The organism is Paenibacillus sp. UASWS1643 (assembly GCF_008693195.1).
GTDB classification, from domain to species: domain Bacteria; phylum Bacillota; class Bacilli; order Paenibacillales; family Paenibacillaceae; genus Paenibacillus; species Paenibacillus amylolyticus_B.
This window is the reverse complement of record NZ_VXKZ01000113.1, coordinates 16,139-40,292: the sequence shown is the minus strand read 5'-3', so window position 1 is coordinate 40,292 and position 24,154 is coordinate 16,139. Positions and strand designations below refer to the sequence as shown.

The following is a 24,154-nucleotide window of genomic DNA, read 5'->3' as shown; positions in this document are numbered from 1 at the left end:
CGATTTTGATTACGAAGGATGCCTGGTGGCATCATCAGCATCGAATATGGAATTCAGCCGAAATGTCCGTTGCTCACGTAGTTTTCCCTACGCTGCGCTACTCCATTTCTAGCTTCATCCCATCTTCTCGGTACTGAAAACCGCTCTTTTTGAACACGCACTTATATTCCACTATTCCAGGGAGGTATATATTAATGTTGAAATCAGCTGCGAAAAAAAGTTTAACAGCCATGCTGGCGGGAACCGTCATGTTGACCGGATACACCGGACTGTGGGCAGGGCCACAGACGGCACATGCCGCAGATCAGGCCATCGAGATTCAGGCAGACAGCATTAATGAAGCCCGGTTTTTGCAATTGTATGATCAGTTGAAAGATCCGGCGAACGGATATTTTTCGCCAGAGGGTCTACCGTATCATTCCATTGAGACGCTGTTGAGTGAGGCCCCGGATTATGGTCATATGACGACGTCAGAGGCATACAGTTACTGGCTGTGGTTGGAAACCATGTATGGTCACTACACGGGAGATTGGTCCCAATTGGAAGCAGCTTGGGACAGTATGGAGAAATACATTATCCCGGTCAACGAAGGTGACGGCAAGGAAGAGCAGCCAACGATGAGCTCATATAACCCAAACAGCCCTGCTACGTATGCAGCGGAAAAACCTTTCCCTGATCAATATCCATCGCAACTTAATGGTCAATATGCAGCGGGTAAAGACCCGATTGATGCCGAACTTAAGGCGACCTATGGTGACAATCAGACCTATCTCATGCACTGGCTGGTCGATGTGGATGATTGGTATGGGTATGGCAACCTGTTGAATCCATCACATACAGCTACCTATGTGAACACGTTCCAGCGTGGGGAGCAGGAGTCTGTGTGGGAAGCCATTCCGCATCCATCCCAGGATGATAAATCTTTTGGTAAGGCAAACGAAGGCTTCATGAGCTTGTTCACAAAGGAAACTCAGGTACCGTCAGCGCAATGGCGTTACACTAACGCAACGGATGCCGATGCGCGTGCTGTACAGGTGCTGTATTGGGCGAAGGAGATGGGATACAACAATCCGGAATATCTGGATAAAGCGAAGAAGATGGGGGACTATCTGCGCTATGGTATGTATGATAAATACTTCCAGAAAATTGGAAGTGCAAAGAGCGGTACGCCAACTCCGGGTACAGGCAAGGATTCCAACATGTATCTCATGGCTTGGTATACGTCTTGGGGCGGTGGCTTGGGTCAAGGTGGGGATTGGGCTTGGCGCATTGGAGCGAGCCATACCCATCAGGCTTATCAAAACCCGGTTGCAGCGTATGCTTTGTCTGATCCGGCAGGCGGCCTGATTCCGAAATCAGCAACAGCGAAGGCAGATTGGAATGCTACGCTGAAACGTCAGTTGGAATTCTACACTTGGCTACAATCCCATGAAGGAGCTATTGGCGGGGGAGCAACGAACAGTCTGGATGGTTCATACAAAGCCTATCCGGCAGGCGTAAGTACATTCTACGACATGGCTTATCAGGAGGCACCTGTATATCGTGATCCGGATTCCAACACCTGGTTTGGATTCCAGGCATGGCCGCTGGAGCGTGTAGCCGAGATGTACTATATTCTTGCGGAGAGCGGTGATTTGACCTCTGAGAACTTCCAGATGGCCAAAAAGGTAATCACGAAATGGATCGACTGGAGTAAGGATTATGTATTTGTGGATGAGCGTCCGGTGACGGATGCGCAAGGCTATTATCTGAATACGGCTGGACAGCGCATTTTGGGTGGAACTAATGTTCAGGTAGCAACAACGCCGGCTCCGGGAGAGTTCTGGATTCCGGGTGGTCAGGAATGGCAGGGTCAACCTGACAAATGGAACGGATTCAGTTCGTTTACGGAAAATCCGAACTTCCGTGTAACGACCAAAGATCCAGTGCAGGACACAGGAGTTCTCGGAAGTTACGTTAAAGCTCTGACCTTCTTCGCAGCGGGAACACAGGCAGAAAACGGCACACTTAGCGCGGAAGGCCAAGAAGCCAAGGATTTGGCCGAGGCTTTGCTGGATACAGCTTGGGATTACAATGATGGTGTGGGGATTGTTACGGAAGAAGAACGTAAAGACTACTTCCGCTTCTTTGCCAAAGAGATCTATATCCCGGCGAACTGGTCTGGAACCTTTGGTCAAGGCAACACGATTCCAGGTACAGCAGGTGTACCTTCCGATCCGGCGAAAGGTGGCAATGGCGTATACATTGGATACTCCGATCTGCGTCCGGCCATCAAGCAAGATCCGGCATGGGCTTACCTGGATAATCTGTACAAAACGTCATATAACCCGACCACGAAGCAGTGGGAAAATGGTGCACCAACCTTTACGTATCACCGGTTCTGGTCACAGGTGGATATGGCTACAGCGTACGGCGAGTATGATCGTCTCCTCGGAGATTCCGATAGTCCGGAAGTGGAAGTACCCGCTGCTCCTGCTGGCGTAACAGCAACTGGAGGAAGTGAGCAAGTGGTCCTGAATTGGAACGCAGCCGCTGGTGCAGCCTCGTATACCGTGAAGCGTGCAGAGGTGAATGGTGGTCCTTATACGTCTGTAGAAACAGGGGTCACAGGATCGACATTCACGGATACAGGCTTGACCAACGGCACAACGTATTATTATGTCATCACTGCGGTGAATGCCGTAGGTGAGTCTGCACCGTCGACACAGGCATCTGCAACACCACTCGCAGGTACCGTTGTGCCAGGCGTATTCAACCTTACTGGAACGGCTGGCGATGCCCAGGCGGTACTGACATGGACTGCATCAACTGGAGCATCAAGTTATAAGGTACAACGTTCGGTAGGCACCGGGGCATATGCTGATCTGGCGACAGGTTTGACCACACTCACGTATACCGATGCTACAGCGGTGAATGGTACGGCTTATAATTATAGAGTCGTAGCCATTAATACGAGTGGTCAGACGAATTCAAATGTATTGGTGTTGACCCCATTGGCACCTCCAGTTACAACGGGAACGCTTGAAGTACAATACCGTAATGGTAGTTCAGGAACTTCGGTCAATGCGATTACTCCACAATTTAATGTGAAGAATACAGGTACAACTGCTGTGGACTTGAGCAAAGTGAAGGTCCGGTATTATTTCACCAAGGATAGTGCCGCTGATCTGAGTTTCTGGTGTGATTATGCACAGATTGGCAGTGGTAACGTGGAAGGGCATTTTGTTTCGATGGATCCGGCCAAGGGCACGGCAGATACGTATCTGGAGATTGAATTCAAAGCAGGTGCCGGCAGTTTGGCCGCAGGTGCCGAAACCGGAATCATCCAGGGACGTTTCTCGAAAAACAACTGGACGAATTTTGATCAAACCAATGATTATTCCTTTGATTCCAACCAATCGGCCTTCAGTGCCTGGACAAAAGTGACAGCTTATCAGGATGGCGCCAAGGTATGGGGAATTGAACCTTAAATGAGTTGATCGACCAGTTGTAGAGTGATGTTACTCATCATACAGGTTAAGCCGGGGAGAAACCCCTGGCTTTTCTTTTTTTATGGAAAAGCAAAAATGAAATACGAAATAATCAAACGGACACTGCTAATAAATCGATCTGTATCCAGGTTGGAGGCAGAAATGTGAATACGGGGAACAGTATATAGAAATTGAACCATAGTAATGTTTACCATATTTGCGATTTTAAACATTAAAATCTAGTTCGTATGGCGCATGTCCTGGATGAGAATTGACCTAACTCTTGTATCGTGGAAAAATGAAGCATATCAAATAGTTACAATAATTTAACCTTTGTAAAAGAAGGAATCAGCAGTGCTTTTTGCCAATAGATGATGGACAGACCCTGATACTTAGTGCTCAAGTGCGCCTGCACCAATACAGGACTTTTGACTGATGAACGTTATGGATAGCCCGTTTACAATGGGGCAAGCCGGGGAGAAGCAAGCCAGGTTAAAATTCTGTAACATCAGGGGGAACTCGACATCATGAATTGGAAGAAAACGATTATTACGGCAAGTGTCACAGCATCGATGCTGATGGGAAGTCTGACGACAGGAGCACTAACGGCACAGGTATCGGCAGCTGCTGTTGACAATTCACAAGTAAAAGTAATTTGGGGCGTAAACCTACGCACAACGCCTTCTTCTTCTGCGAAGATTGTTCGCTTGGTCGCTAAAGGGGAAACGGTAACAGTGCTTAAGCAATCCGGTTCGAATTGGTATAAGATTAAGGATTCTGCTAATCGGACAGGCTACATATCTTCTTCATCCAAATACACACAAGCTGTTAGTGGCGGTACAAGCGGATCGGGTTCGAATAGTGGCACATCGGAAACCGGCAATGCGTCTGTGGAGAAAGTCATTGCGGCGGGAATGAAATATTGGGGTACACCGTATGAATTCGGAGCGAGTCGTAACAGCACAGCTACATTTGACTGTTCCAGCTTTGTACGTCAGGCTTTTATCGATGCACTTGGCATCAAGCTTCCAGCTGATTCTCGTAAACAGGGAGCCTATGTGAAAGCTAAGGGAGCGGTTCAGACCAACTGGAAAAACCTGAAACGTGGTGATCTGATGTATTTCATGTCGTATAAAGGCAGCTCTGCATCATCTTATTCGGGCGTGAATAAATCCAACGCAACCATTACGCACACAGGGATTTACCTGGGCGACGGAAAAGTATTACATACGTATTCCAACGCTGGCGGTGGTGTAACGACAAGTGAAATCTCCGGAAAACACTGGGAGTATCGCTTCCTGTTTGGCGGCAGTGCACTATAGTTTAGAAAAAGGACCGTACTGGATATTCCGCGCATGTTCATGTGCATATAAAACACCTTCCATTTGCCTTTAAAAGGTGAGTTGGAAGGTGTTTTTGTGTTATTTATGTTCCGAATAACTCAATCGTGATAGTACAGTCGGAACAGGATATCCTGATTGTAGTTGCCAAATCCCTCGCCATATAAGGTAAGTCCGCCTACATGCTGAGCATCTTCCTCCACCGAAAGACGAAGAGTCCATTGGTTGCGTTCAACCGGGATATCTGCGAGTGTGATGTCGGATAGATGTTGTCCATCAATAAACGTACCCTCATTGGTAATTCGCAGTACCTTGAGCATGCCGTACTGATTGACACTGTCACTCCACCATTCCGGGGTGAACATGCCACGTCCGTTGCCTGAATCTCCAGGGCTTGTCCATTCCCCTAATCGGATGCCATTCAGCATGAATGTAATATCCGAGGGCCAATTTGGATTAACCGATGGGGCTTCTGATCCGATCTCCAGGGACAATTCAATGGCGTTGATCTGCTGACCGGATAAGATATAGTTTGGAATTTTGTATTCCACAAATCCACGGCCAAGCCACAGAATATGGGCATGCATTCGCTCGGGGTCGAGAAAATAGCGAGGGTCATCGTACTGTCCAATGACCTGAGTGGATGTAGCGAGACCACATGTCGGATAGACGTCAAAGTGGGTGTAGTGTCCTACAGGTACAGAAACCTCGTGCAGCTTGCGGGCTGTGCCGCTTTCCTGCGGCATGGAGATGCCAATCCAGTCTACAGCAAGGCTATTCATTTTATGCGTGCCACCGTCTTTGCGTATCATTTTGGACTGAATAATGCCCACATCCTGAAGTTTGCGGACATGCATGGTCACGATGGCACTACTCAGACCCAATGAGGCAGCAAGGTCTTTCACATTCATGGGTGTCTCGGCAACAAGGCGGATAATCTGTAAACGTACTTCACTGGCAAGTGCTTCATATAGGGGTAGCCACTCGGCATCGGTATTTGCTCTAATCACAATTGTTCCTCCATTTTATCTATATAGAATTAAGTTAAACATAAATTCAGTAAAAAGAATAACATTTTGCAAAATTCAGGTTGAAATTAAGGCTATAATCGATTTTAATATAAATATGAACGTTGATCCATAGAATATCAATTAATTTTTATATTAATCTTAGGGAGTTGAAATTCATTATGGAAAAAGCAAAAATGACGGTAGATAAGGATTTTACTATTGGAGTAGTTGATAAGCGTTTATACGGTTCATTCATTGAGCATCTCGGACGCGCCGTGTACGGTGGAATTTATGAGCCTGGGCACCCATCTGCGAACGAACAGGGTTTTCGCACGGATGTACTGGAGATGGTCAAGGAGTTGCACGTGCCGATTGTACGTTATCCAGGAGGTAATTTTGTATCCGGTTACAATTGGGAAGATTCGGTAGGACCTGTATCAGAACGCAAACGCAGACTGGAACTGGCTTGGAGAACAATCGAGACCAATGAATTCGGCTTCAACGAATTCGTGGACTGGGCGAAACAGGCCAATTCCGAAGTCATGATGGCCGTCAATCTGGGAACACGGGGCGCGGATGCAGCACGCAATATTGTAGAGTACAGCAACCATCCGGAAGGTTCGTATTATAGTGATCTTCGCATCAAGCATGGATACAAGCAGCCACATGCGATCAAAACATGGTGTCTGGGCAACGAGATGGACGGTCCTTGGCAGATCGGTCACAAAACGGCAGAAGAGTATGGACGTGCAGCTGTTGAAGCGGCTAAAGTCATGAAGTGGACGGACCCGACCATTGAACTGGTAGCCTGCGGAAGTTCGAATCTGAATATGCCTTCATTCCCGGATTGGGAAGCAACCGTGCTGGATCATACGTATGATCATGTGGAGTATCTGTCCCTGCATCAGTACTATGGTAATCAGGAGCAGGATACGCCAACGTTCCTGGCACGCTCGCTTGAAATGGATCGTTTTATCCATACCGTGAAGGCAACCTGTGATTATATTAAAGCGAAGAAACGCAGCAAAAAGACCATGTATCTGTCCTTTGACGAGTGGAATGTATGGTATCACTCCCATGAAAGTGACTCCAAAATGGATCCGTGGCAGATTGCTCCGCCACAGCTGGAGGATATCTACAACCACGAGGATGCACTGCTTGTTGGTTGTATGTTGATCAGTATGCTCAAACATGCGGATCGGGTTAAAATGGCATGTTTGGCACAACTCGTTAACGTTATTGCGCCGATCATGACAGAGACGGGCGGTGGTTCGTGGAGACAGACGATTTTCTATCCATTCATGCATACGTCCTTGTTCGGACGCGGAACAGCATTGGTGCCATTGATCCAATCTCCGAAATACGATACAAAACAAATCACAGATGTTCCTTATCTGGAGGGCATTGCAGTTCATAACGAAGAGCAGGGTGAAGTGACTGTATTCGCAGTCAACCGTCATCTGGAAGAATCGCTTCCGCTTGAAGTGGATCTGCGCAGTTTCGGGAAATGCAGCTTGATTGAACATATCGTGTTGGAAAGTGATGACCTCAAAGCTTCGAATACGGCCGCACAACCGAATCGCGTTGCTCCTCATAATCGCGGTGGTGCAGTTGTATCCGATACCCTGATTACGGCGAGTTTGGCGAAAGCATCATGGAACGTGATCCGTTTGAAAGTACAGTAATCAACGTGTTCCGTGAATCAAAAAAAGGTGGGTAGCGAGTTGATCGCATCCACCTTTTTCGTTGTATTTTATGGGGGAACGGAAGGCGCGGCGCCACGAGCAATAATGTGGCAGACAAGTCAAGCAACGTATTGATGAAACGCGTGTATTGAACATGTAGTTCACAGCACAGTACATAGTCATCTGTGTACGCGCTAACGAATCTGGGGCACCTTATTGTGCTGATTATCTTTATATTCGAAATTTAACGAATCTAAGACACGTTAGCTTAGCAAAAGGACGGATAAATCTCGGGAAAAGCATGCTCAGAGCGGAAATAACGTATCCACGATTCGTTAGAATATTAGAGCAGCCTAGAACAGACTAATAGCGTGTGCTGCGTTCGTTGCAATTCCCCTACCTGTCTGAAAGGTTATTTCTCATCAGCTTGGCTTCTGTTTCAAAACTCAAAACTTTCACCATCACGCGGAATGAGTACCTGCCCACCCAACTGCTCGGATGTCAGATAAGTGGCAAGATCCTTACGGGACATCACACAATGATTAATCGCATCCATGTGCACAGCGATGACATGAGCAGACGGCGCATGGCGCTTCACGGCTACAACGTCAGGCCCGTCCATTGTAATGGGATCACCCTCCAGGAAGCGTGCTCCTCCGGCATTCACAACAATGACTTCAGGCGTATATTGACGAATGGCCTCAGCAGGTTCTTCACACCAGATGGTATCCCCAGCGATATAGGTGACGGGTTCTCCGTCTGCTTCAAGTACGAAACCGGACACGTTGCCCATACGTTCTCCGATTTCACCTGTACCATGATGCCCGGATGTACGGGCGAATCGGACAGAGTGATGCTCATATTTTTCATCGACAGCTGTTACATTTGTGAATCCCGCACCCAAAAATACATTTTCATCCCCAGGCTGGCAGAACAGAGGAATGTCTTTATCAAGTTGTTTCGCTGCTGCTTCATCCCAGTGATCGGGATGGGTATGTGTCACAATCAACAGATCTGGATTCAGATAATCCGTATCGGTTTCAGGCAGAGCTACTCTTGGATTACGTAACTCATTGGGTGTATTGGGGAATGCGGGCATGACTTCGGCGTCCATCAGCATTGGATCAACGAGAATGTTCAGCCCTCCGTATTCCAGCCACAGTGTTGCATTGCGAATCAATTGAATTTTCATTATATTTGCACTCCTTCGGGTTGTTTAATAGTATTACCCTATATGGTATACAACCCGTTTAATGTAGTACATAACATGATGAATGGAATTAGACCACACTAATTTCACCGTGAAAGGATTGCTGAGGCAAGATGAATGAAATGATAGATGACACGGATATCCGTATTTTGCAGATCCTGATTCAGGATGCCAAACGTTCTTACAAAGAGATCGGTGAACAGGTTCATCTCACGGGACAGGCCGTCGGTGCAAGAGTGCGCAAGTTGCAAGACCTGGATGTGATTGAAGGGTATACGGTAAAATGGAACCCGGAACGCCTGGGCCTCGGCCTACAGGCATTTGTCACGGTTTTCTTGAACTCCGGTGACAGACATGCCGCCTTTCGTACATTCATTACTGATCGTAAGGACATTGTTGAAGTCCATCGCGTCAGCGGGGAAGGCTGTTATCTGATGAGAGTGCAGACCGGCACCACAGAGCAGCTTGGCCAACTGCTTGAAGCATTGCTACCTTACGGCAATTACAAAGTCAGCCTGTCCATAGGTGTAGAGAAATCACAGTGATATGTGGGGAGCTTGTCCTCATCCATCCCGGTACTCAAAGAGCTTGCTGCTGTTCCTGTAAAGTCTCCTGAAGCAAAGTCACAGCCTGGTTCAGCCCTTTTTTGCTCAGCAGATGATCTGTCTGAATATGAGAACGTGTGCCGTCCTTCAGGAACAGAACGATCATGGGAGAAGCAGACAGGAGCCACTTGCTGCGGGCAGGTGAGGCGAGTTCAACTTTGCGAATCTGGCTCCAAGAAATCTTCCGTTTGCCCGTGCTCAACACATCATCATTCCAGGATAACAACGTGGCAGGGGTTCTGGTTAGTCGTGACACAAACATGAAGAATAGCGGTCCAATCAACCACATACCCAGTACGGCTGCGATGAAATAGTATATCGTCTCAAGTCTTTCGGCTTGTCCGTCCACGATGATCCATAATAAGCTCACGCACAAGAGAAGGAACAGGAAGCATAAACTTCCTTTCCATAGAGCTGTGCTGCGTCGGTAACGAATTTGCTGATGGTCGCGCTTGGGTGTTTCGGGTTGATGCATAGATGTTCCTCCTAATTAACAATGCTGATCGATATGCCAAACGTGCCGCCTGCATAAGCAGAGCGGCATGTTCAACGTTCTGTATTTACTATAACTCAGGTTCATTACCCTGATATAGCTGAATTTTTACCTGCATCACGCGCATGGGTGTACAAGTCTGCATACACACCTTTGGCAGCGATTAGTTCCTGGTGTGGCCCTTCCTCTACAATCTCACCATTCTCCATCACCAGAATTCGATCGGCATGCATCACCGTGGACAGGCGATGAGCAATGACAATGGTGGTGCGTCCCTGGGATACCGATTCCAGCGCCTGCTGCACTAGCTGTTCCGTGTGTGAGTCCAGATTGGCGGTTGCCTCATCAAGGATGAGCACTCGGGGCTGGAACACAACGATCCGGGCAAACGATATCAACTGCCGCTCCCCGGCGGACAGTCCGCTTCCGCGTTCGGATAGATGCGTATCATATCCTTGAGGCAAACGTGAAATCATCGCATGTGCTCCGACAAATCGGCAGGCCTCAATCGCCTGCTCTCGCGTAATATCCTCACGAAACATCCTCACATTATCAATGATGGAACCGGAGAACAGGAAGGGTTCCTGTTGAATCAGACCCACGATACGATGAAGCTTAGCCTGCGGCAGATGCCGGATATCGGTACCATCAATCTCGATACTGCCCTTGTCTACATCGTAGAAGCGATTGAGCAGGGAGATCAGGGTGCTTTTTCCAGCGCCCGTTGTGCCCACGATACCTACCATTTCACCCGGATAGAGGTGCAGGTTCATCTGCTGGATCAAGGGCCGGTCTGCCCGATAACCAAATGACACATCATTAAAATCAATCTGGCCCATCACATTTTGTGGTTCCAGAGAGGAGGCTATCCCGGGTTTGGGATCAGCAACTTCAGGCCGTGTATTCAGGATGTTCCAGATGCGATCCATCGATACGGTCGTGGACTGGAATGTATTCCATTGCATCGTAATCTGGTTAATCGGTTGAAAGAACTGACGAATATAGCTGATAAACGCATACAATACCCCGACTTGCAGGGACTCACCCAGTACGGCGCGACCTCCAAGCCAGACCATCATGACAAGTGCCGCATTGCCGAGGATATCAAACGTCCGGTTGAATATGACATTGGAACGGGCTTGAGCAATGTTGGCTTTCAGATGGAGCTCATTTTGTTCCGAGAAACGTTTCTTCTGTTCCTCTTCCTGGTGAAAAGCCTGAATCAAGAACATGCCGGACAAGTTCTCCGCCGTAAAAGCGATTAAACGGGAAAGCCGGGTACGAGCATTTTGATAAGCTTTCCGCAGTCGACTACGGAATAATACCGCAACCACTGCAATGACAGGCAGAACGATCAGGGAGTAACTCGCCAGCACAGGATCAAGTTGGAACATAAAGACGATAATGAGCACCAGCATCATGCCATCTCGAATCAAACTGAGCAGTACTTGGGTGAAAAAGCTGCTGATGGTCTCCGTATCACTGGATACGTTTGTAACCAGACTCCCGATATGGAAACGGTCAAAGAAGGACATGGACATCTTGGAGATATGTTTGAACAGGTCCTTTCTGATCCGGGATACAATGTTCTGTCCCACATGCTGCAACAGATTATTCTGGATATAGGTAAAAATAAAACTGATGACAGCCAGCCCGAGAAAGATGGCTGCGAGCTGAACGAGAAAGCCCACACTGGTCTGGCCGATGGCCAGATGATCATCGATGGCGATCTTCACCAGATAGGGTTGCAGCAGATCTGCCGATATGCCCAGCAGTGAACAGAAGAAGATGCCGGCAAAAGCCCATTTATGCGGTTTGGCGTATGCCATCATCGCTTTGAACGAAGTTCGTTTACTATGATCGTCTTCTGCATCTGGTCGAAGTTCAGGGTTAGCGTCAGACATGATGTAATCCCTCCTCCTGCAAACGGTAGGTGGCCGCATATAACCCCTTGGCAGCCATCAACTGAGCATGTGTTCCCTGCTCAGCGACTCGCCCTTCATCCAGAACGATAATATCGTCCGCATGACGGACCGCGCTGATGCGATGAGAGATGATCAATGTGGTTTTGCCCTTGCCGATCTCGCGCAAACTGCTCAGAATACCACTCTCGGTGACAGCATCAACCGCGCTCATACTGTCATCCAGAATAAGTAACTGTGCTTGTTTGATCAGTCCTCTTGCAAGGCTGGTTCGCTGACGTTGTCCACCAGACAGGGTGAGTCCACGTTCACCAAGACGTGTATCGAAGCGATCAGGAAAACGGACAATATTGTCATAGATCATGGCTTGTCGTGCACTATGTTCCACTGTATCCAGCGATACTTCCCTGTCGCTGAATGCAATGTTATCCCGGATGGTGGTACTAAACAGGAATCCATCCTGAGGGACATAGGCGATGCGTGATCTAAGACTTTCCAGCGACAGCTGCCGAATATCGGTACCATTGATGCGGATTGTTCCTTCAGGTGGTTCATATGTACGCAGCAACAGCTTAACGAGGGTGCTTTTACCTGAGCCGGTCTTGCCTACAATACCCACCGTTCGCCCGGCACGAATATGGAGTTGAATGTTTTTGAGAGCAGGAGATGAACTGCCGGGATAGGAGAAGGTTAGATTCTCCATGGAAATATCTTGTACGGTTTGGAGCGATGTGGCTTCAGGAAGTTCACGTACATCCGCTACTTCGCTGAGCAGGTCATTCACCCGCTCCAGTGATGCGCCTGAGCGCTGAACGGTATTGATAACATTGCCGATCTGTTGAAGCGGTCCCATGATAATGCGCAGATATAAGGTTAAGGCGACAAAACTCCCTAGTGTAATAGAATTCTGCATGGTCATAATACCTCCGACAAGCAGAGAAACGACCAATGAGATAGCTCCCAGCAGCGGGAGCAAAGCCTGAAACAACGAAGACAGACGAACCAGACGAAGCTGTTTGCTCTTGATTGCATCAACGGTAGTTCCAAAGCGAGCACGAGCACTCTCTTCGATGGCAAACGTCTTGGTTACGCGAATGCCACCCAGCTGCTCTTCCGCCGATTCCGTCATGGTAGCAAGAGCTTCCTGCACGTCGCGAGAGCGCTTGCGAATCCGTGGACCAAAAAACACGACCAGAAATGGAATCGCCAGCAAAGGAACAACACTGATTAGAATGAGCGTCAACGGAATCCCGCTAAGCAGCATCATGACAATGCAGGACAACAGCAGGAAGGTGGCATTGGTCATGAGCGTCACGCCATTGGAGATTGCTTCACGTACGGAAGTAACGTCATTCATGACATAACTGAGCAGCTTTCCGTTCCCCTGTTTGGAGAAATAATGTTCGCTAAGTTCGGAAAACTTACTGAATATACGCTCACGCGTCATGAATTCGAAGCGTCGACCAAGCTTCATAATCATGAACTGTCCGGTACCGAACAGCACATTATACCCAATAGCAATAGCCAAAAGAGACAGGCTGTACCTTACGACTGTCTGCATCTGAAGTGTGTTCTGCATCAATTGATCCGTGAAGCTGCCGAGTATGCGGGGCAGGGATGCTTGCCCGACATTGGAGGCAATAATCAGAAGAACAGCAACCAGATAAACAGGCCAGTTCGACACAACATAACCGCGAAGTAATCCTTTCTTGGACATAAGCATTGTTCTCCTTTTGTTATAGGTGAAGTCAGTTCAGCGGGTGGAGTCAAGAAAAGGGCCGACACCTGTTATTAGCGCGTCGTGCCCTCTTACTGTATGCGATCCGGTTCGTTGTTTATCCGTCATCCGATGGATTTCTCTATTCTTATTTTTGCGCTAATCCGATGGGATGTCAACGAAGCCAGTTAGCAAACCGTAGGTGAATCGGATTAGCTACGACGGAGAAGAGTTCTATGCCGTGTTCCCGTGTTGTATTCACCAGATGTCGAAATTACTGAAACATTTTCTAGGGGCACCCCGTCTGTAGGAATGAAGAGGTAAAAAATAGGCTTTACTAATCATATGGAGGTGCCAGGAAATGAAACATAAAAAAGGATTGGCTGCAACGCTTGCACTCTGCGTTTCTTTGACAGCAGGAGGTGCATCGGTATTTGCTTTTACAGATGTGAAGGATGAAGGTCAGAAGTCGGTTGTGGATTCATTGAAATCAAAAGGCATTGTTAACGGAGTAACAGCGGATCTGTTCCGTCCAGATCTTGCATTGTCCGAGCCTCAGGGTGTTCAACTGATTGTGAACGCATTTGGTCTGAAAAATGAATTTGCGGAAGCATCCGCTCAGAATAAAATCAGTCCGGATACGTGGTATGCCGATGCGGTGCAGGCCGCTACTCAGAATGGACTGTCCATTCCGGTTGAAGTGAACCCACAGGGCAAGATGACGCGTGAACTGTTTGTCATTTTGCTACATGAAGGGATTAACACAACCGGGAATTATCCGGTCATCATGAAGTATAATCTTGTTAAGGACGAAAATAAAATCGGTAAGGACGCCATATCTGCAGTCCAGAACCTGCTGAACATGAACATCATTGAACTGGATAAGGACGGGAATTTCCGTCCAGATCAGTCGCTTACCCGTATGGAGGCTGCAAGCATGATCTTTAATGCACTCGAATTTGTGGATAAACACGGCAATGGCGGCTCAGCAGAGCCAACTCCAACCAATCCAGGTGAAGGCCAACAAGCGATTGTACCTGAAGTAACAACGACCAAGGTTGATGACAAAACAACCAAAGTTAAACTCAGTGCTGAAATGCCGCACCCTGGTTATGGATTGAAGATTGATGATGTGAAGTTGGAGAAGGATGGACGCGCGATTGTGCTTTATTCCATTATTCCACCTGATCCAGACATGATGTATCCAATGGTTATCACAAATGTGACTGCAGAAACGGATATCCCAACAGGGTATACAGCAGAAGCTCAACCTTCTGGTAAGTAAATTCACTGCAAACCCTATAAACTAATCATGGTAAAAACCGATTTGTATCTTCAAAACGACTCTTCATACATGTATGGAGAGTTGTTTTTTATTTGAGTTGAAACTGTACACAGGTTTTCATATGATCATTTATATTACATTCAGTGTAAATAATCCTGTCGTTTTTTTATAAAGAAATGGATATCTGCTTAGGATGTAAAGCCAGTTCGTGTTAGCGGAATGGCTTTTTTTAATGGTCTTTTCCGAAATATCTACTGTTTTCAGATTCCACACCTTGTGCAAAATCTACATATATGATTCCATATTTCCAGTGTTTATAAGCGTTTATGTATCCTGAAGCCAAAGATAAAAACAACATATATACGAAAGAGGGAGGAGAAATATAGAATAAAGGCAAGCCATTACAGGTTTGTAATGTGTGAAAGATGTATGACAGATAATATTACATTAAAGTATGATGGCTGTAGACATCAATACCGTGTCCCATGCGTATATGTGGGTTTTGACTTTAAGGTCTGTTTTCTAACCTAAGTTTGGATCTGACATCTTTCAAGTTCATATGATGAAACTCTCAATGACAACTACAGGAGGGAAATAGGTCAAATTCTACATGTTTTACAACCCCGAAATGACAATGACAAGCTGGCAACAAAAGTGTAAACCCCCGTTGTAACAGTATATTCCGTGATTTTAGAAGTGAAGATTGAAATGGCATATTTACGGATTAGGAAATGAACCATAAACTCGGTATGTAAGCGTTACCAAAAAAGGAGGAAACAACTGATGCAACCAGATGGGAAGTCCGCCTTATCGCAAAACTTATCGGTATACACCAATCCGAGCAGTAAGAAAAATAAATTATGGAGAAGGACGATTCGGAACTGGGAGTTGTATCTGTTTATTGCACCAGCCTTTCTATATTTTCTGATATTCCATTATGGTCCGATGTACGGCATACAAATTGCATTTAAAAACTTTATCCCAACGCTTGGTGTCACAGGAAGCCCATGGGTCGGATTTGATCATTTCATCCGTTTCTTCAATTCGTATTATTTCTGGGATTTATTATGGAACACCCTTAGCATCAGCTTGTATGAGCTGGCTATAGGTTTTCCACTGCCGATTATTCTTGCGTTAGCGTTCAATGAAGTGAAGGATTCCTTCTTCAAGCGTACTGTGCAGACCGTCACGTATGCACCGCATTTCATTTCGGTCGTTGTGATGTCGGGGATGATCATTACCTTTTTATCACCCTCGTCAGGCATGATTGTCAATTTGGTACAGGCTCTTGGATTCCAGGCACCTCAATTCCTGACGGACCCTGCGTGGTTCAAGACAGTGTATGTACTGTCGGGAGTCTGGCAAAGTGCAGGCTGGGGCACCATTATATACCTTGCCGCTCTATCGGGTGTTGACCCGCAACTGCATGAAGCGGCTGTGGTGGATGGTGCGAGCCGGTTTAAACGGATTTTGCATATTAACATTCCAGCGATCATCCCTACGATCACCATCTTGTTAATACTGAATATGGGCAGTATTCTGGGCGTCGGATTTGAGAAAATTCTGCTGCTGCAAAATCCGCTGAACATGGGCTCGTCCGATGTCATCTCAACATTTGTCTATCGGTCCGGTCTGGTCGATGCACAGTACAGTTTCTCTACGGCGGTGGGATTGTTCAACTCTGTAGTTAATGCGATTCTGCTTATTACCGTGAATCAGATTGCACGCCGTACCAGTGAAAACAGCCTATGGTAAAAGGGGGGAATACACATGTCATCCGCTGTGAAAGAAAGCAGAAGTGATAAATTGTTCTTATTGTGCAATTACATCTATCTGACAGTAGCGCTCGTCATTGTGCTGTATCCGCTGTTATACATCATCAGTGCTTCAATCAGTGATCCCAAATATGTAGCCTCCGGTGAGATGTGGCTGCTTCCAAAAGGGATAACGTTTGAAGGTTACGCCCGGGTGTTTGAGAACACCAACATCTGGATTGGGTACAAAAATACGATTATCTATACCGTTGTAGGCACCATCGTAAACCTGCTTGTTACACTACCGGCAGCCTATGCACTCAGCCGCTCGGATTTTGTGGGACGCGGATTCTTCATGGCGATGTTTATGGTAACGATGTTCTTCGGCGGAGGGCTTGTCCCAAGTTACCTGCTGGTCAAGGATCTTGGTATGGTGAACAGCATGTGGGCACTTATTCTGCCCGGGGCTGCATCCATCTGGAATATTATCGTATGCCGGACGTTCTTCCAATCGACCATTCCCAAGGAGTTACAGGAAGCGGCGCATATTGATGGGTGTACCAACACCCGGTTGTTCATCAAGATTGTGCTCCCGCTTTCCATGCCAATCATTGCAGTGATGGCGCTCTTCTATGGAGTCGGACACTGGAACAGCTATTTTAGTGCCATGATCTATCTGAATGATTCTTCCAAGTACCCGCTGCAGCTCTTTCTGCGCCAGATTCTGGTGCTTCAGGAAATGGCTGCTCAAGGGGGAGGCGCTATCGATACGTCTTCAGCAACGGCGATGAATACCAAAGCGGAGATCGCTGCACTGGTCAAATATGCTGTCATTATTGTTGCCACCCTACCAGTCATTGCAGTGTATCCATTCCTCCAGCGTTACTTTGTACAGGGTGTTATGATCGGTTCCGTTAAGGGATGATCTTAATCCATATACCACATTAAACAAGGGGAGTTGTTGTTATGAAAAAGCTTCGCAAGGCTTCATCCATTACACTCTGTCTCACCTTATTCGCAACATTGCTTGCAGCTTGTGGTTCAACCAATGAAGACGGAAGCACGACCTCCAAAGTAGAGGGGGTCAAAAAAGAAGGGTTCCCCATTGTAGACAAAACGCTAACGTTGAAGGTCATGTCCCAGGATGCGGGCGTAGCCGACTGGAGCACGATGCCTGTGCTGCAAGAAATGGAGAAACTGTCGGGCATCAAGCTGGAGTACCAGCTCTCACCAATCGACAGCTTTGAAACGAAGAAAAATCTGGTTTTCGCGAGCGGAGACTTGCCCGATATGTTCTATGCTGCGGACCTCAAGCCAGCCGAGCAGGTGACATATGGCAGTCAGGGCATTCTGATCCCGTTGGAAAAATACATTGACGAGGGTTACGCCCCGAATATCAAAAAGATTCTCGATGAGAACCCGGATGTCCGCAAATCATTTACAACACCTGATGGACATATGTATGCACTCCCATTCATTGATAAAGCCGCCGTGTGGTATAGAGGCCCAATGTGGTACAACGGGGAATTCCTGAAGGCACTTAACGTTGAAGAGCCTAAGACCACGGAAGAATTGTATACGTATCTCAAGCGTGTAAAAGAAGAAGATCCTAATGGCAATGGCCAGCAGGATGAAATTCCGCTGACTTCTGTAAAACTGGATGATCTTCGCATGTTTTTCTTCGGCTTCTGGGGAATGTACAACGAAGGCATCTATTCTGATAAGGACGGAAAAGTCCACTACCCTTATCAAGAAGAAGGTTATAAAGGGTATCTGACATTCATGAATCGCTTGTGGAAGGAAGATTTGCTGGATCATGAGACCTTCTCTCAAACAGGCGATCAGAAAAAAGCAAAAGGTGAAAGCAACAAACTTGCACTGTTCAACGATTACCATCCATACTTCACGCTCGGCGGTGAACCGAGCACGGATCATCCGCTGATGACACCCGTGAAGAGCGAAGTGGCAGACTCCCCGGTATACGGCAAACACCCGGGTATGTCGGCTCGCGGTACCTTTGCAATTACGAGCAGTAACCCGTCACCTGAGGCGACGATGCGATGGATCGATTACTTGTACAGCTATGAAGGTGCGACTCTGTTCAATCAAGGTCCGGAAGGTGTGTTATGGCAATTCAAAGACAAGGAAAATCACGTAAAAGAGTGGCTCCCCGTTCCCGGGGGTGGGGATCGTGAGGAATACCGCGGTAAAATCACTCCGAACTTTGGTATCTTGACACCGGGCATTAATGATCCCGAAGTAGCGAAGGGTCTTCGCACCGAATTTGATGAGTGGATTGACCAGCAGAATCAAGAGAAGTTGGTACCTATCGGAAAAGCACCATTTCCTAACGTTTATTTGACGAATGAAGAGCAAAGCGAAGCAACCGCTCTATTGTCTGACCTGGATACGTACGTTAAACAGATGGAAGCGAAGTTTGTGACCGGCCAGGAACCACTTGAGAACTGGGATAAGTACATTGCACAGATGAAGAAAATGGGCAGTGACCGTATCATCGAACTGTATCAGGGGGCATATGACCGCTGGAATTCGGGGAAATAAAGCCTATCGAGGTACATCCCATGCAGAAAGACAGTTAGCTGCATTAATTTTTCGCATATAAGAATTCTCGGGGGAGGTGGACCGTTATGCAAAAATGGTTTGAAGAAGCCAAGCTGGGGATATTCATCCACTATGGCATCTATGCGGTAGACGGGGTTGCGGAGTCTTGGTCCTTCTATAATGGCAGGATGTCCTACGACGAATATATGAAGCAACTGGATGGGTTTACGGCTTCGGAATTCAACGCGGAGAAGTGGGCGGACCTGATTGAAAAGTCTGGTGCCCGGTATGCGGTGCTGACAACGAAGCATCATGATGGCGTTGCGTTATGGGATACGCAATATAGCGATCTCAATGTTGTCAAACAGACACCAGCGAATCGTGACATTGTGAAGGAATATGCGGAAGCGATTCGGGAAAAGGGCATTCATCTGGGGATGTATTTCTCGCTCATTGATTGGTCACACCCGGATTATCCTAGCGTGTATGAAGGTGGAAAAGTACCTGAGGATCTTATCAGTGTCAATCCGTATTCAAGTCCTGTGGACGGTGTTCAAGATCAGGAAAAGTGGCAGAAGTTCCTGCAATTTAATAACCATCAACTGGGAGAAATTTTAACAAATTACGGAAAGGTGGATCTGCTGTGGTTTGATGGGGACTGGGAACGGAGCGCCCAACAGTGGAATCTGCCGGAATTCAAGCATTATCTGCAATCTTTTAACCCGGATATCATCATCAACTCCCGCCTTCAAGGTTATGGGGATTACAAAACGCCTGAGCAGGGCATTCCGATTACAAGACCGGAGGGACCCTGGGAATTCTGCACCACAATCAACACATCATGGGGTTATGTGCCAACAGATCATAAATACAAGTCGTTAAATCAGATCATTCGAATGTTCTGTGACTGCATTTCCATGGGCGGTAATATGTTGCTGGATATCGGTCCGCGTGAAGATGGCACCATCGATCAGAGGCAGGAGGATATTCTGCTTGGACTGGGAGCTTGGATCCGAACCCATGAAGAGGCCGTCTTCGGCACGGGTGAAGGCATTATGCCTCGCTATTATCTGGGGGGAAGCACCGTATCCGAGGATCGAAAGACGCTGTACCTGTTTGTGTATGACGATCCAAAAGAGAATGTGTGCATCAAGGGTCTTTGCAATCCGATCAAGAAAATTACCGTGCTGCATTCGGGCAAAGAGCTTAATCATGAGATTCATGGGGGTGTGCCTTGGTTCAATATCCCGGGGACAACGTGGATCAAGATGACCCCGGAGGACACGCATGAACAGGTGACCGTTCTTAAGCTCGAATTCAATGAGGAGCTGGAAATGTACGGCGGCTCTGGAGCCGTTGTCACCCATAACTAACCATTACGGGGAGGGTGTGTGCTGGTAGATGCATGCCCTCCCTTTCGAATTGGAGAGAGTAACATGAACAGAAGTGGAGTGCCAGAACCCAGGATTGAGTATGCTCCCAAACATTATATATGCAAGCGTGCGCAGGAACCGCTGGTGTTAGACGGTCGTGTGGATAAGGCATTTTGGAATGCGGCTCTTTGGACGGAGGATTTCGTTGATATCGAAGGTGATCTTCGTCCGAAGCCAGAGAAACAGACACGGGTAAAAATGCTGTGGGATGACGACTATTTCTATTTTGCTGCCGAGCTGATTGAAGATCAGATATGGGCTACCCTGACTGAGCGTGATTCCGTTATTTTTTATGACAATGACTTTGAGATTTTTATCGATCCCGACGGGGATTCCCATCAATATTATGAGTTCGAGATCAATGCGCTCAATACCGTATGGGACCTGTTATTAGTGAAGCCGTATCGGGATGGTGGGCCTCCGGTTAACGGTTGGGATATCAACGGTCTCAAGACGGCCGTATATATCGATGGGGAACTGAACAGACCTGGTGCAGAGAACCGGAAATGGTGCGTGGAAGTCGCGATTCCCTGGACCAGTCTAAAGGAATGTGCCGAAGGAAACCGTCCACCTGCACCAGGTGAATTCTGGCGCGTCAACTTCTCGCGTGTGGAGTGGCAGACCGAGGTACAGGACGGTGAATACCGCAAGGTGCCGAATCCAGATACGGGCAAACCTTATCCGGAGGACAACTGGGTGTGGTCACCTATGGGCATTATCAACATGCATTACCCGGAGTTATGGGGTTATGTTGTATTCTCGGATGACGGAACGGATCAGTCGTTTGAGTTGCCGGAAGACGAACGAATCAAATGGGAGCTTCGCAAGCTCTACTACCGTGAACGTAATTATTATGAAACCCATGGTGAATTTACACAGGATGTGAAGCTGCTTATGGGTGAGGAATCGTGGAGCTGTGAGCCTGTTATTGAAACGACTCGCAGCCTGTTCCAGATTACTGCACCGTCTTCGGACGGAACGGCCTTGATCTGTATTCGGGAAGACGGAAAGCTGTGGAAGGAGTGAGAACGCAATGACCAGCCAAACCTTGGTATTTTCCCTTGATGCACAGTCATTGGAGAGAATCGAGCAGAAGTTCCAGGAGAAGGTACGTTTTGCAGAGGCCCGCAAATCGGAATTGTTTCATGTTTTTCAGCAGGAGCTAACGCATGAAGAGGCATGGGCGTTGAAGTATGTCTATGCCTATATGCCGGTAAACGACATGGCTGATTATAACGGGGACTTGTTCTTGAGCCATGTGCGCCGGGCTTTGGACACTCGCAAACGTGTGCCTTGGGGAGAACGCGTTCCTGATCATTTGTTCCTTCATTTTGTACTTCCTTATCGCATAAATACGGAAAATATTGAAGATTTTCGCGGTTTGATATATGACGAATTAGCCGAGCGGACAGCGAAGTTATCCATGGCTGATGCCATTCTGGAGACCAATTACTGGTGTCATGAGAAAGCGACCTATATTGGCAGTGATCTGCGCACGATATCACCGCTGACGATGATCCGGAATGCTCGTGGTCGATGCGGCGAAGAATCCACGCTGGCGGTGGCCGCTCTTCGCAGCATCGGTATACCTGCCCGTCAGGTCTACACACCGCGCTGGGCTCACTGTGACAGTAACCATGCTTGGGTAGAAGCCTGGGCAGATGGTCAATGGTATTACATCGGGGCATGTGAGCCTGAAGCCCGTCTGAACCAGGGGTGGTTCAGCCCGCCAGCCCGCAGGGCCATGCTGATTAATACGAGGATCTATGCCGACTATCCCGGACCAGAGGATATTACGCTCTCGGAAAAGGGATTTACGGAAATTAATTTGCTTGAGAACTATGCGCCCACACGCAACATCTATGTGAAGGTGAAAAATGAACAGGGAGAGCCCATACCCGGCGCGAGTGTTCGTTTTGAGCTGTACAATACGGCTGAATTCTATCCGATTGCCGAAATTAGCACGGATGCACAAGGGGAAGCGACCTTTAAGACTGGCTGTGGTGACCTTTTGATTCGTGCGGTCAGCGGCGGCAAGTGGAGTGAGATCCTATTTAAGGCTCAGGAAAACAAGGTTATAGAGCTTGTGCTGAATTCATCAGAGCAGCCTACAGGGATTGCAGATTTCGATATGGTTCCTCCTCCGGAAAGGGAGGGAGAGGTCATGGTTGCATTACCAGAAGAGAAGATTGAGATTCATAATCGTCGTCTGGAGGAAGGATCGCAGACCCGGAGCGAGTATGAGGACACGTTCCTGAGTGAGGAGGAAGCTGTCGCACTGGCTAAAAAGGTTGGACTGCCCTCGGTACGTGTATGGGATATTCTCCGCAAGGCACGGGGGAACAGCCGGGAAATTGCAGCTTTCCTAGAGGAACGTTCCAATCCATACGGTGAGTGGCCGCTCCGGTTGCTGGAGTCGATGAATGAAAAAGATTTAATTGATACTTTTTGCCAGACGCTGGATGATCATCTGATCGGTGCGCTCTCGCAGCAAGGATCTTGGGCGGAAGATACATTTGTGAGATACATCCTGTGTCCGCGGATTTCCTATGAGATGCTGGTCCCTTATCGAGGTGTATTCCACAATGCCTTTTCGGCAGATGAGGCGGCAGCGTTCAGGGAGAATCCCTCGACAATTGCCCGAATGCTGGAACAGCAATATGAATACTATGAAGATCTTCCTAATCTAAAAGGCAAAGGGAATCCAATAGGGACGTTTAGTCTAATGAAGGGAGACTCTCAGTCGCTGGATATTTTGTTTGTGGCTGTATGTCGCAGTTTGGGTATTCCGGCCCGATTACATCCGAGCGCACAGAAACCACAGTATCTAAGTGACAGAGGCTGGGAGGATGCAGTGTTTAGTCTCACCTCACCTCAAACTCTGAAGAGCACAAGCTGGGGAATGATCCAACTTCATAGGGATATAAAAGTTCCGCAGGATACACCTGAAGCATCTTATTTCGAAAATTTCTCGTTTGCCCGTCTGGAAGATGGCGTCTACAAGACGTTAATTTATCCTTATGGCAGTACGGATGTCTATAGTGAGCCATATGAGGTTGAGGCAGGAGCTTATCGCTTAACTACAGGCGTTAGGCTGAAAGATGGAACGGCAAAAGTACGATTCGGTTACTTTACCGTGAGCGCTGGAGATACCACTGAGGTTGTCTTGTCTTATCGCGAGACTGAGGTTGATATTCCTGTACTGGGTAAACTGGCACCAGGAAGTATACTGACCCGTCTGGATGGTTCAGAGGTAGAACTGGAGGAACTTCTGGGATCGGAGGGTGCCATTGCTGCCTGGATTGAACCGGAGCGGGAACCGACCAAACATCTGATTCGTGAACTATGCGAGCTGGCAGAGCCGCTGGATAAGCTGGGTATACCAATCGTACTCATGATCGGAGATATGGAATGGAACGCTTCTTTTGACCCTGTTGGTTATCCAAAGCTGCCTGTACGTACGGTTTTTGTACGAGATTCCAGTTATGCTTCCTTGTCAGGCTTCAATTCGAAGCCTGCAGCTTATGAAGCGGGTTATCCACATCTGTTTGTGCTGGATACTCTGCATCAAGTTCGTTATTCGGCTTCCGGGTACAAGATTGGTACCGGGAAGGAAGCCTTGCAGATTGCTGCTGCGATATCTCAATCATCGATTGGATCGGAGTGAA

The 24,154-nt window shown here is 47.6% G+C and carries 16 protein-coding genes; 11 read left to right on the top strand and 5 right to left on the bottom strand.

Annotated elements, in window-relative coordinates; translation table 11 throughout:
- Positions 1–194: 194 nt before the first annotated feature.
- Together FE296_RS20550 and FE296_RS20545 are read left to right on the top strand one after the other, a co-directional pair.
- Positions 195–3,470 carry a glycoside hydrolase family 48 protein gene (locus FE296_RS20550; protein ID WP_124117130.1) on the top strand — a complete coding sequence of 1,092 codons (3,276 nt, stop codon included), beginning with the start codon at positions 195–197 and terminating at the stop codon, positions 3,468–3,470.
- 527 nt (positions 3,471–3,997) lie between these two features.
- The gene (locus FE296_RS20545; RefSeq protein ID WP_124117129.1) at positions 3,998–4,792 is read left to right on the top strand and encodes a C40 family peptidase; all 795 of its coding nucleotides are present in this window, start codon (positions 3,998–4,000) and stop codon (positions 4,790–4,792) included.
- 119 nt (positions 4,793–4,911) lie between these two features.
- On the opposite strand, the gene FE296_RS20540 is transcribed toward FE296_RS20545, so the two are convergent.
- The gene (locus tag FE296_RS20540; protein ID WP_411860596.1) at positions 4,912–5,817 is read right to left on the bottom strand and encodes an ArsR/SmtB family transcription factor; all 906 of its coding nucleotides are present in this window, start codon (positions 5,815–5,817) and stop codon (positions 4,912–4,914) included.
- A 182-nt stretch (positions 5,818–5,999) separates the two neighbouring features.
- Between FE296_RS20540 and arfA the strand changes: the two genes are divergently transcribed.
- Positions 6,000–7,505 (top strand): arabinosylfuranosidase ArfA, encoded by a 1,506-nt coding sequence (gene arfA, locus FE296_RS20535; RefSeq protein ID WP_150366137.1) that lies wholly within the window; start codon positions 6,000–6,002, stop codon positions 7,503–7,505.
- Between the two features lie 439 nt (positions 7,506–7,944).
- Here the strand turns inward: arfA and FE296_RS20530 are convergent, their stop codons facing one another.
- Positions 7,945–8,697 carry an MBL fold metallo-hydrolase gene (locus tag FE296_RS20530; protein ID WP_124117126.1) on the bottom strand — a complete coding sequence of 251 codons (753 nt, stop codon included), beginning with the start codon at positions 8,695–8,697 and terminating at the stop codon, positions 7,945–7,947.
- Positions 8,698–8,828: 131 nt separating this feature from the next.
- Between FE296_RS20530 and FE296_RS20525 the strand changes: the two genes are divergently transcribed.
- Positions 8,829–9,260 (top strand): Lrp/AsnC family transcriptional regulator, encoded by a 432-nt coding sequence (locus tag FE296_RS20525; RefSeq protein ID WP_124117125.1) that lies wholly within the window; start codon positions 8,829–8,831, stop codon positions 9,258–9,260.
- A 34-nt stretch (positions 9,261–9,294) separates the two neighbouring features.
- Here FE296_RS20525 and FE296_RS20520 read toward each other — a convergent pair whose 3' ends face one another.
- The 3 genes from FE296_RS20520 to FE296_RS20510 all read right to left on the bottom strand — a co-directional run bounded on the left by FE296_RS20520 (position 9,295) and on the right by FE296_RS20510 (position 13,452).
- Positions 9,295–9,795 (bottom strand): hypothetical protein, encoded by a 501-nt coding sequence (locus tag FE296_RS20520; protein WP_124117124.1) that lies wholly within the window; start codon positions 9,793–9,795, stop codon positions 9,295–9,297.
- 104 nt (positions 9,796–9,899) lie between these two features.
- Positions 9,900–11,717, bottom strand: a complete 1,818-nt coding sequence (locus tag FE296_RS20515) for an ABC transporter ATP-binding protein (protein ID WP_124117123.1) — start codon at positions 11,715–11,717, stop codon at positions 9,900–9,902.
- Positions 11,710–13,452, bottom strand: a complete 1,743-nt coding sequence (locus tag FE296_RS20510) for an ABC transporter ATP-binding protein (protein ID WP_150366136.1) — start codon at positions 13,450–13,452, stop codon at positions 11,710–11,712. The genes FE296_RS20515 and FE296_RS20510 overlap by 8 nt, the downstream gene beginning before the upstream one ends.
- 361 nt (positions 13,453–13,813) lie before the next feature.
- On the opposite strand from FE296_RS20510, the gene FE296_RS20505 reads away from it, so the two are divergent.
- From FE296_RS20505 to FE296_RS20475, 7 genes are all read left to right on the top strand, one after another.
- Positions 13,814–14,737, top strand: coding sequence for an S-layer homology domain-containing protein (locus tag FE296_RS20505; protein WP_150366135.1), 924 nt, complete (start codon positions 13,814–13,816; stop codon positions 14,735–14,737).
- 783 nt (positions 14,738–15,520) lie between these two features.
- Complete coding sequence (locus tag FE296_RS20500; protein ID WP_036668763.1) at positions 15,521–16,492, top strand: ABC transporter permease; 972 nt, start codon at positions 15,521–15,523, stop codon at positions 16,490–16,492.
- Between the two features lie 15 nt (positions 16,493–16,507).
- Positions 16,508–17,416, top strand: coding sequence for a carbohydrate ABC transporter permease (locus FE296_RS20495; RefSeq protein WP_124117121.1), 909 nt, complete (start codon positions 16,508–16,510; stop codon positions 17,414–17,416).
- 41 nt (positions 17,417–17,457) lie between these two features.
- Positions 17,458–19,053, top strand: a complete 1,596-nt coding sequence (locus tag FE296_RS20490; RefSeq protein ID WP_150366134.1) for an extracellular solute-binding protein — start codon at positions 17,458–17,460, stop codon at positions 19,051–19,053.
- A gap of 86 nt (positions 19,054–19,139) precedes the next feature.
- Positions 19,140–20,426 (top strand): alpha-L-fucosidase, encoded by a 1,287-nt coding sequence (locus FE296_RS20485; RefSeq protein ID WP_150366133.1) that lies wholly within the window; start codon positions 19,140–19,142, stop codon positions 20,424–20,426.
- Between the two features lie 63 nt (positions 20,427–20,489).
- Positions 20,490–21,512, top strand: coding sequence for a carbohydrate-binding family 9-like protein (locus FE296_RS20480; protein WP_150366132.1), 1,023 nt, complete (start codon positions 20,490–20,492; stop codon positions 21,510–21,512).
- Positions 21,513–21,519: 7 nt separating this feature from the next.
- The gene (locus FE296_RS20475; RefSeq protein ID WP_150366131.1) at positions 21,520–24,153 is read left to right on the top strand and encodes a transglutaminase domain-containing protein; all 2,634 of its coding nucleotides are present in this window, start codon (positions 21,520–21,522) and stop codon (positions 24,151–24,153) included.
- The last annotated feature ends 1 nt before the right edge of the window (position 24,154 follow it).

Excerpts from the sequence above, each read along its gene's own strand:
- FE296_RS20550 (WP_124117130.1), top strand. The coding sequence starts at position 195 with ATGTTGAAATCAGCTGCGAAAAAAAGTTTAACAGCCATGCTGGCGGGA.
- FE296_RS20545 (WP_124117129.1), top strand. The coding sequence starts at position 3,998 with ATGAATTGGAAGAAAACGATTATTACGGCAAGTGTCACAGCATCGATG.
- arfA (WP_150366137.1), top strand. The coding sequence starts at position 6,000 with ATGGAAAAAGCAAAAATGACGGTAGATAAGGATTTTACTATTGGAGTA.
- FE296_RS20530 (WP_124117126.1), bottom strand. The coding sequence starts at position 8,697 with ATGAAAATTCAATTGATTCGCAATGCAACACTGTGGCTGGAATACGGA.
- FE296_RS20525 (WP_124117125.1), top strand. The coding sequence starts at position 8,829 with ATGAATGAAATGATAGATGACACGGATATCCGTATTTTGCAGATCCTG.
- FE296_RS20520 (WP_124117124.1), bottom strand. The coding sequence starts at position 9,795 with ATGCATCAACCCGAAACACCCAAGCGCGACCATCAGCAAATTCGTTAC.
- FE296_RS20515 (WP_124117123.1), bottom strand. The coding sequence starts at position 11,717 with ATGTCTGACGCTAACCCTGAACTTCGACCAGATGCAGAAGACGATCAT.
- FE296_RS20510 (WP_150366136.1), bottom strand. The coding sequence starts at position 13,452 with ATGTCCAAGAAAGGATTACTTCGCGGTTATGTTGTGTCGAACTGGCCT.
- FE296_RS20505 (WP_150366135.1), top strand. The coding sequence starts at position 13,814 with ATGAAACATAAAAAAGGATTGGCTGCAACGCTTGCACTCTGCGTTTCT.
- FE296_RS20500 (WP_036668763.1), top strand. The coding sequence starts at position 15,521 with ATGCAACCAGATGGGAAGTCCGCCTTATCGCAAAACTTATCGGTATAC.
- FE296_RS20495 (WP_124117121.1), top strand. The coding sequence starts at position 16,508 with ATGTCATCCGCTGTGAAAGAAAGCAGAAGTGATAAATTGTTCTTATTG.
- FE296_RS20490 (WP_150366134.1), top strand. The coding sequence starts at position 17,458 with ATGAAAAAGCTTCGCAAGGCTTCATCCATTACACTCTGTCTCACCTTA.
- FE296_RS20485 (WP_150366133.1), top strand. The coding sequence starts at position 19,140 with ATGCAAAAATGGTTTGAAGAAGCCAAGCTGGGGATATTCATCCACTAT.
- FE296_RS20480 (WP_150366132.1), top strand. The coding sequence starts at position 20,490 with ATGAACAGAAGTGGAGTGCCAGAACCCAGGATTGAGTATGCTCCCAAA.
- FE296_RS20475 (WP_150366131.1), top strand. The coding sequence starts at position 21,520 with ATGACCAGCCAAACCTTGGTATTTTCCCTTGATGCACAGTCATTGGAG.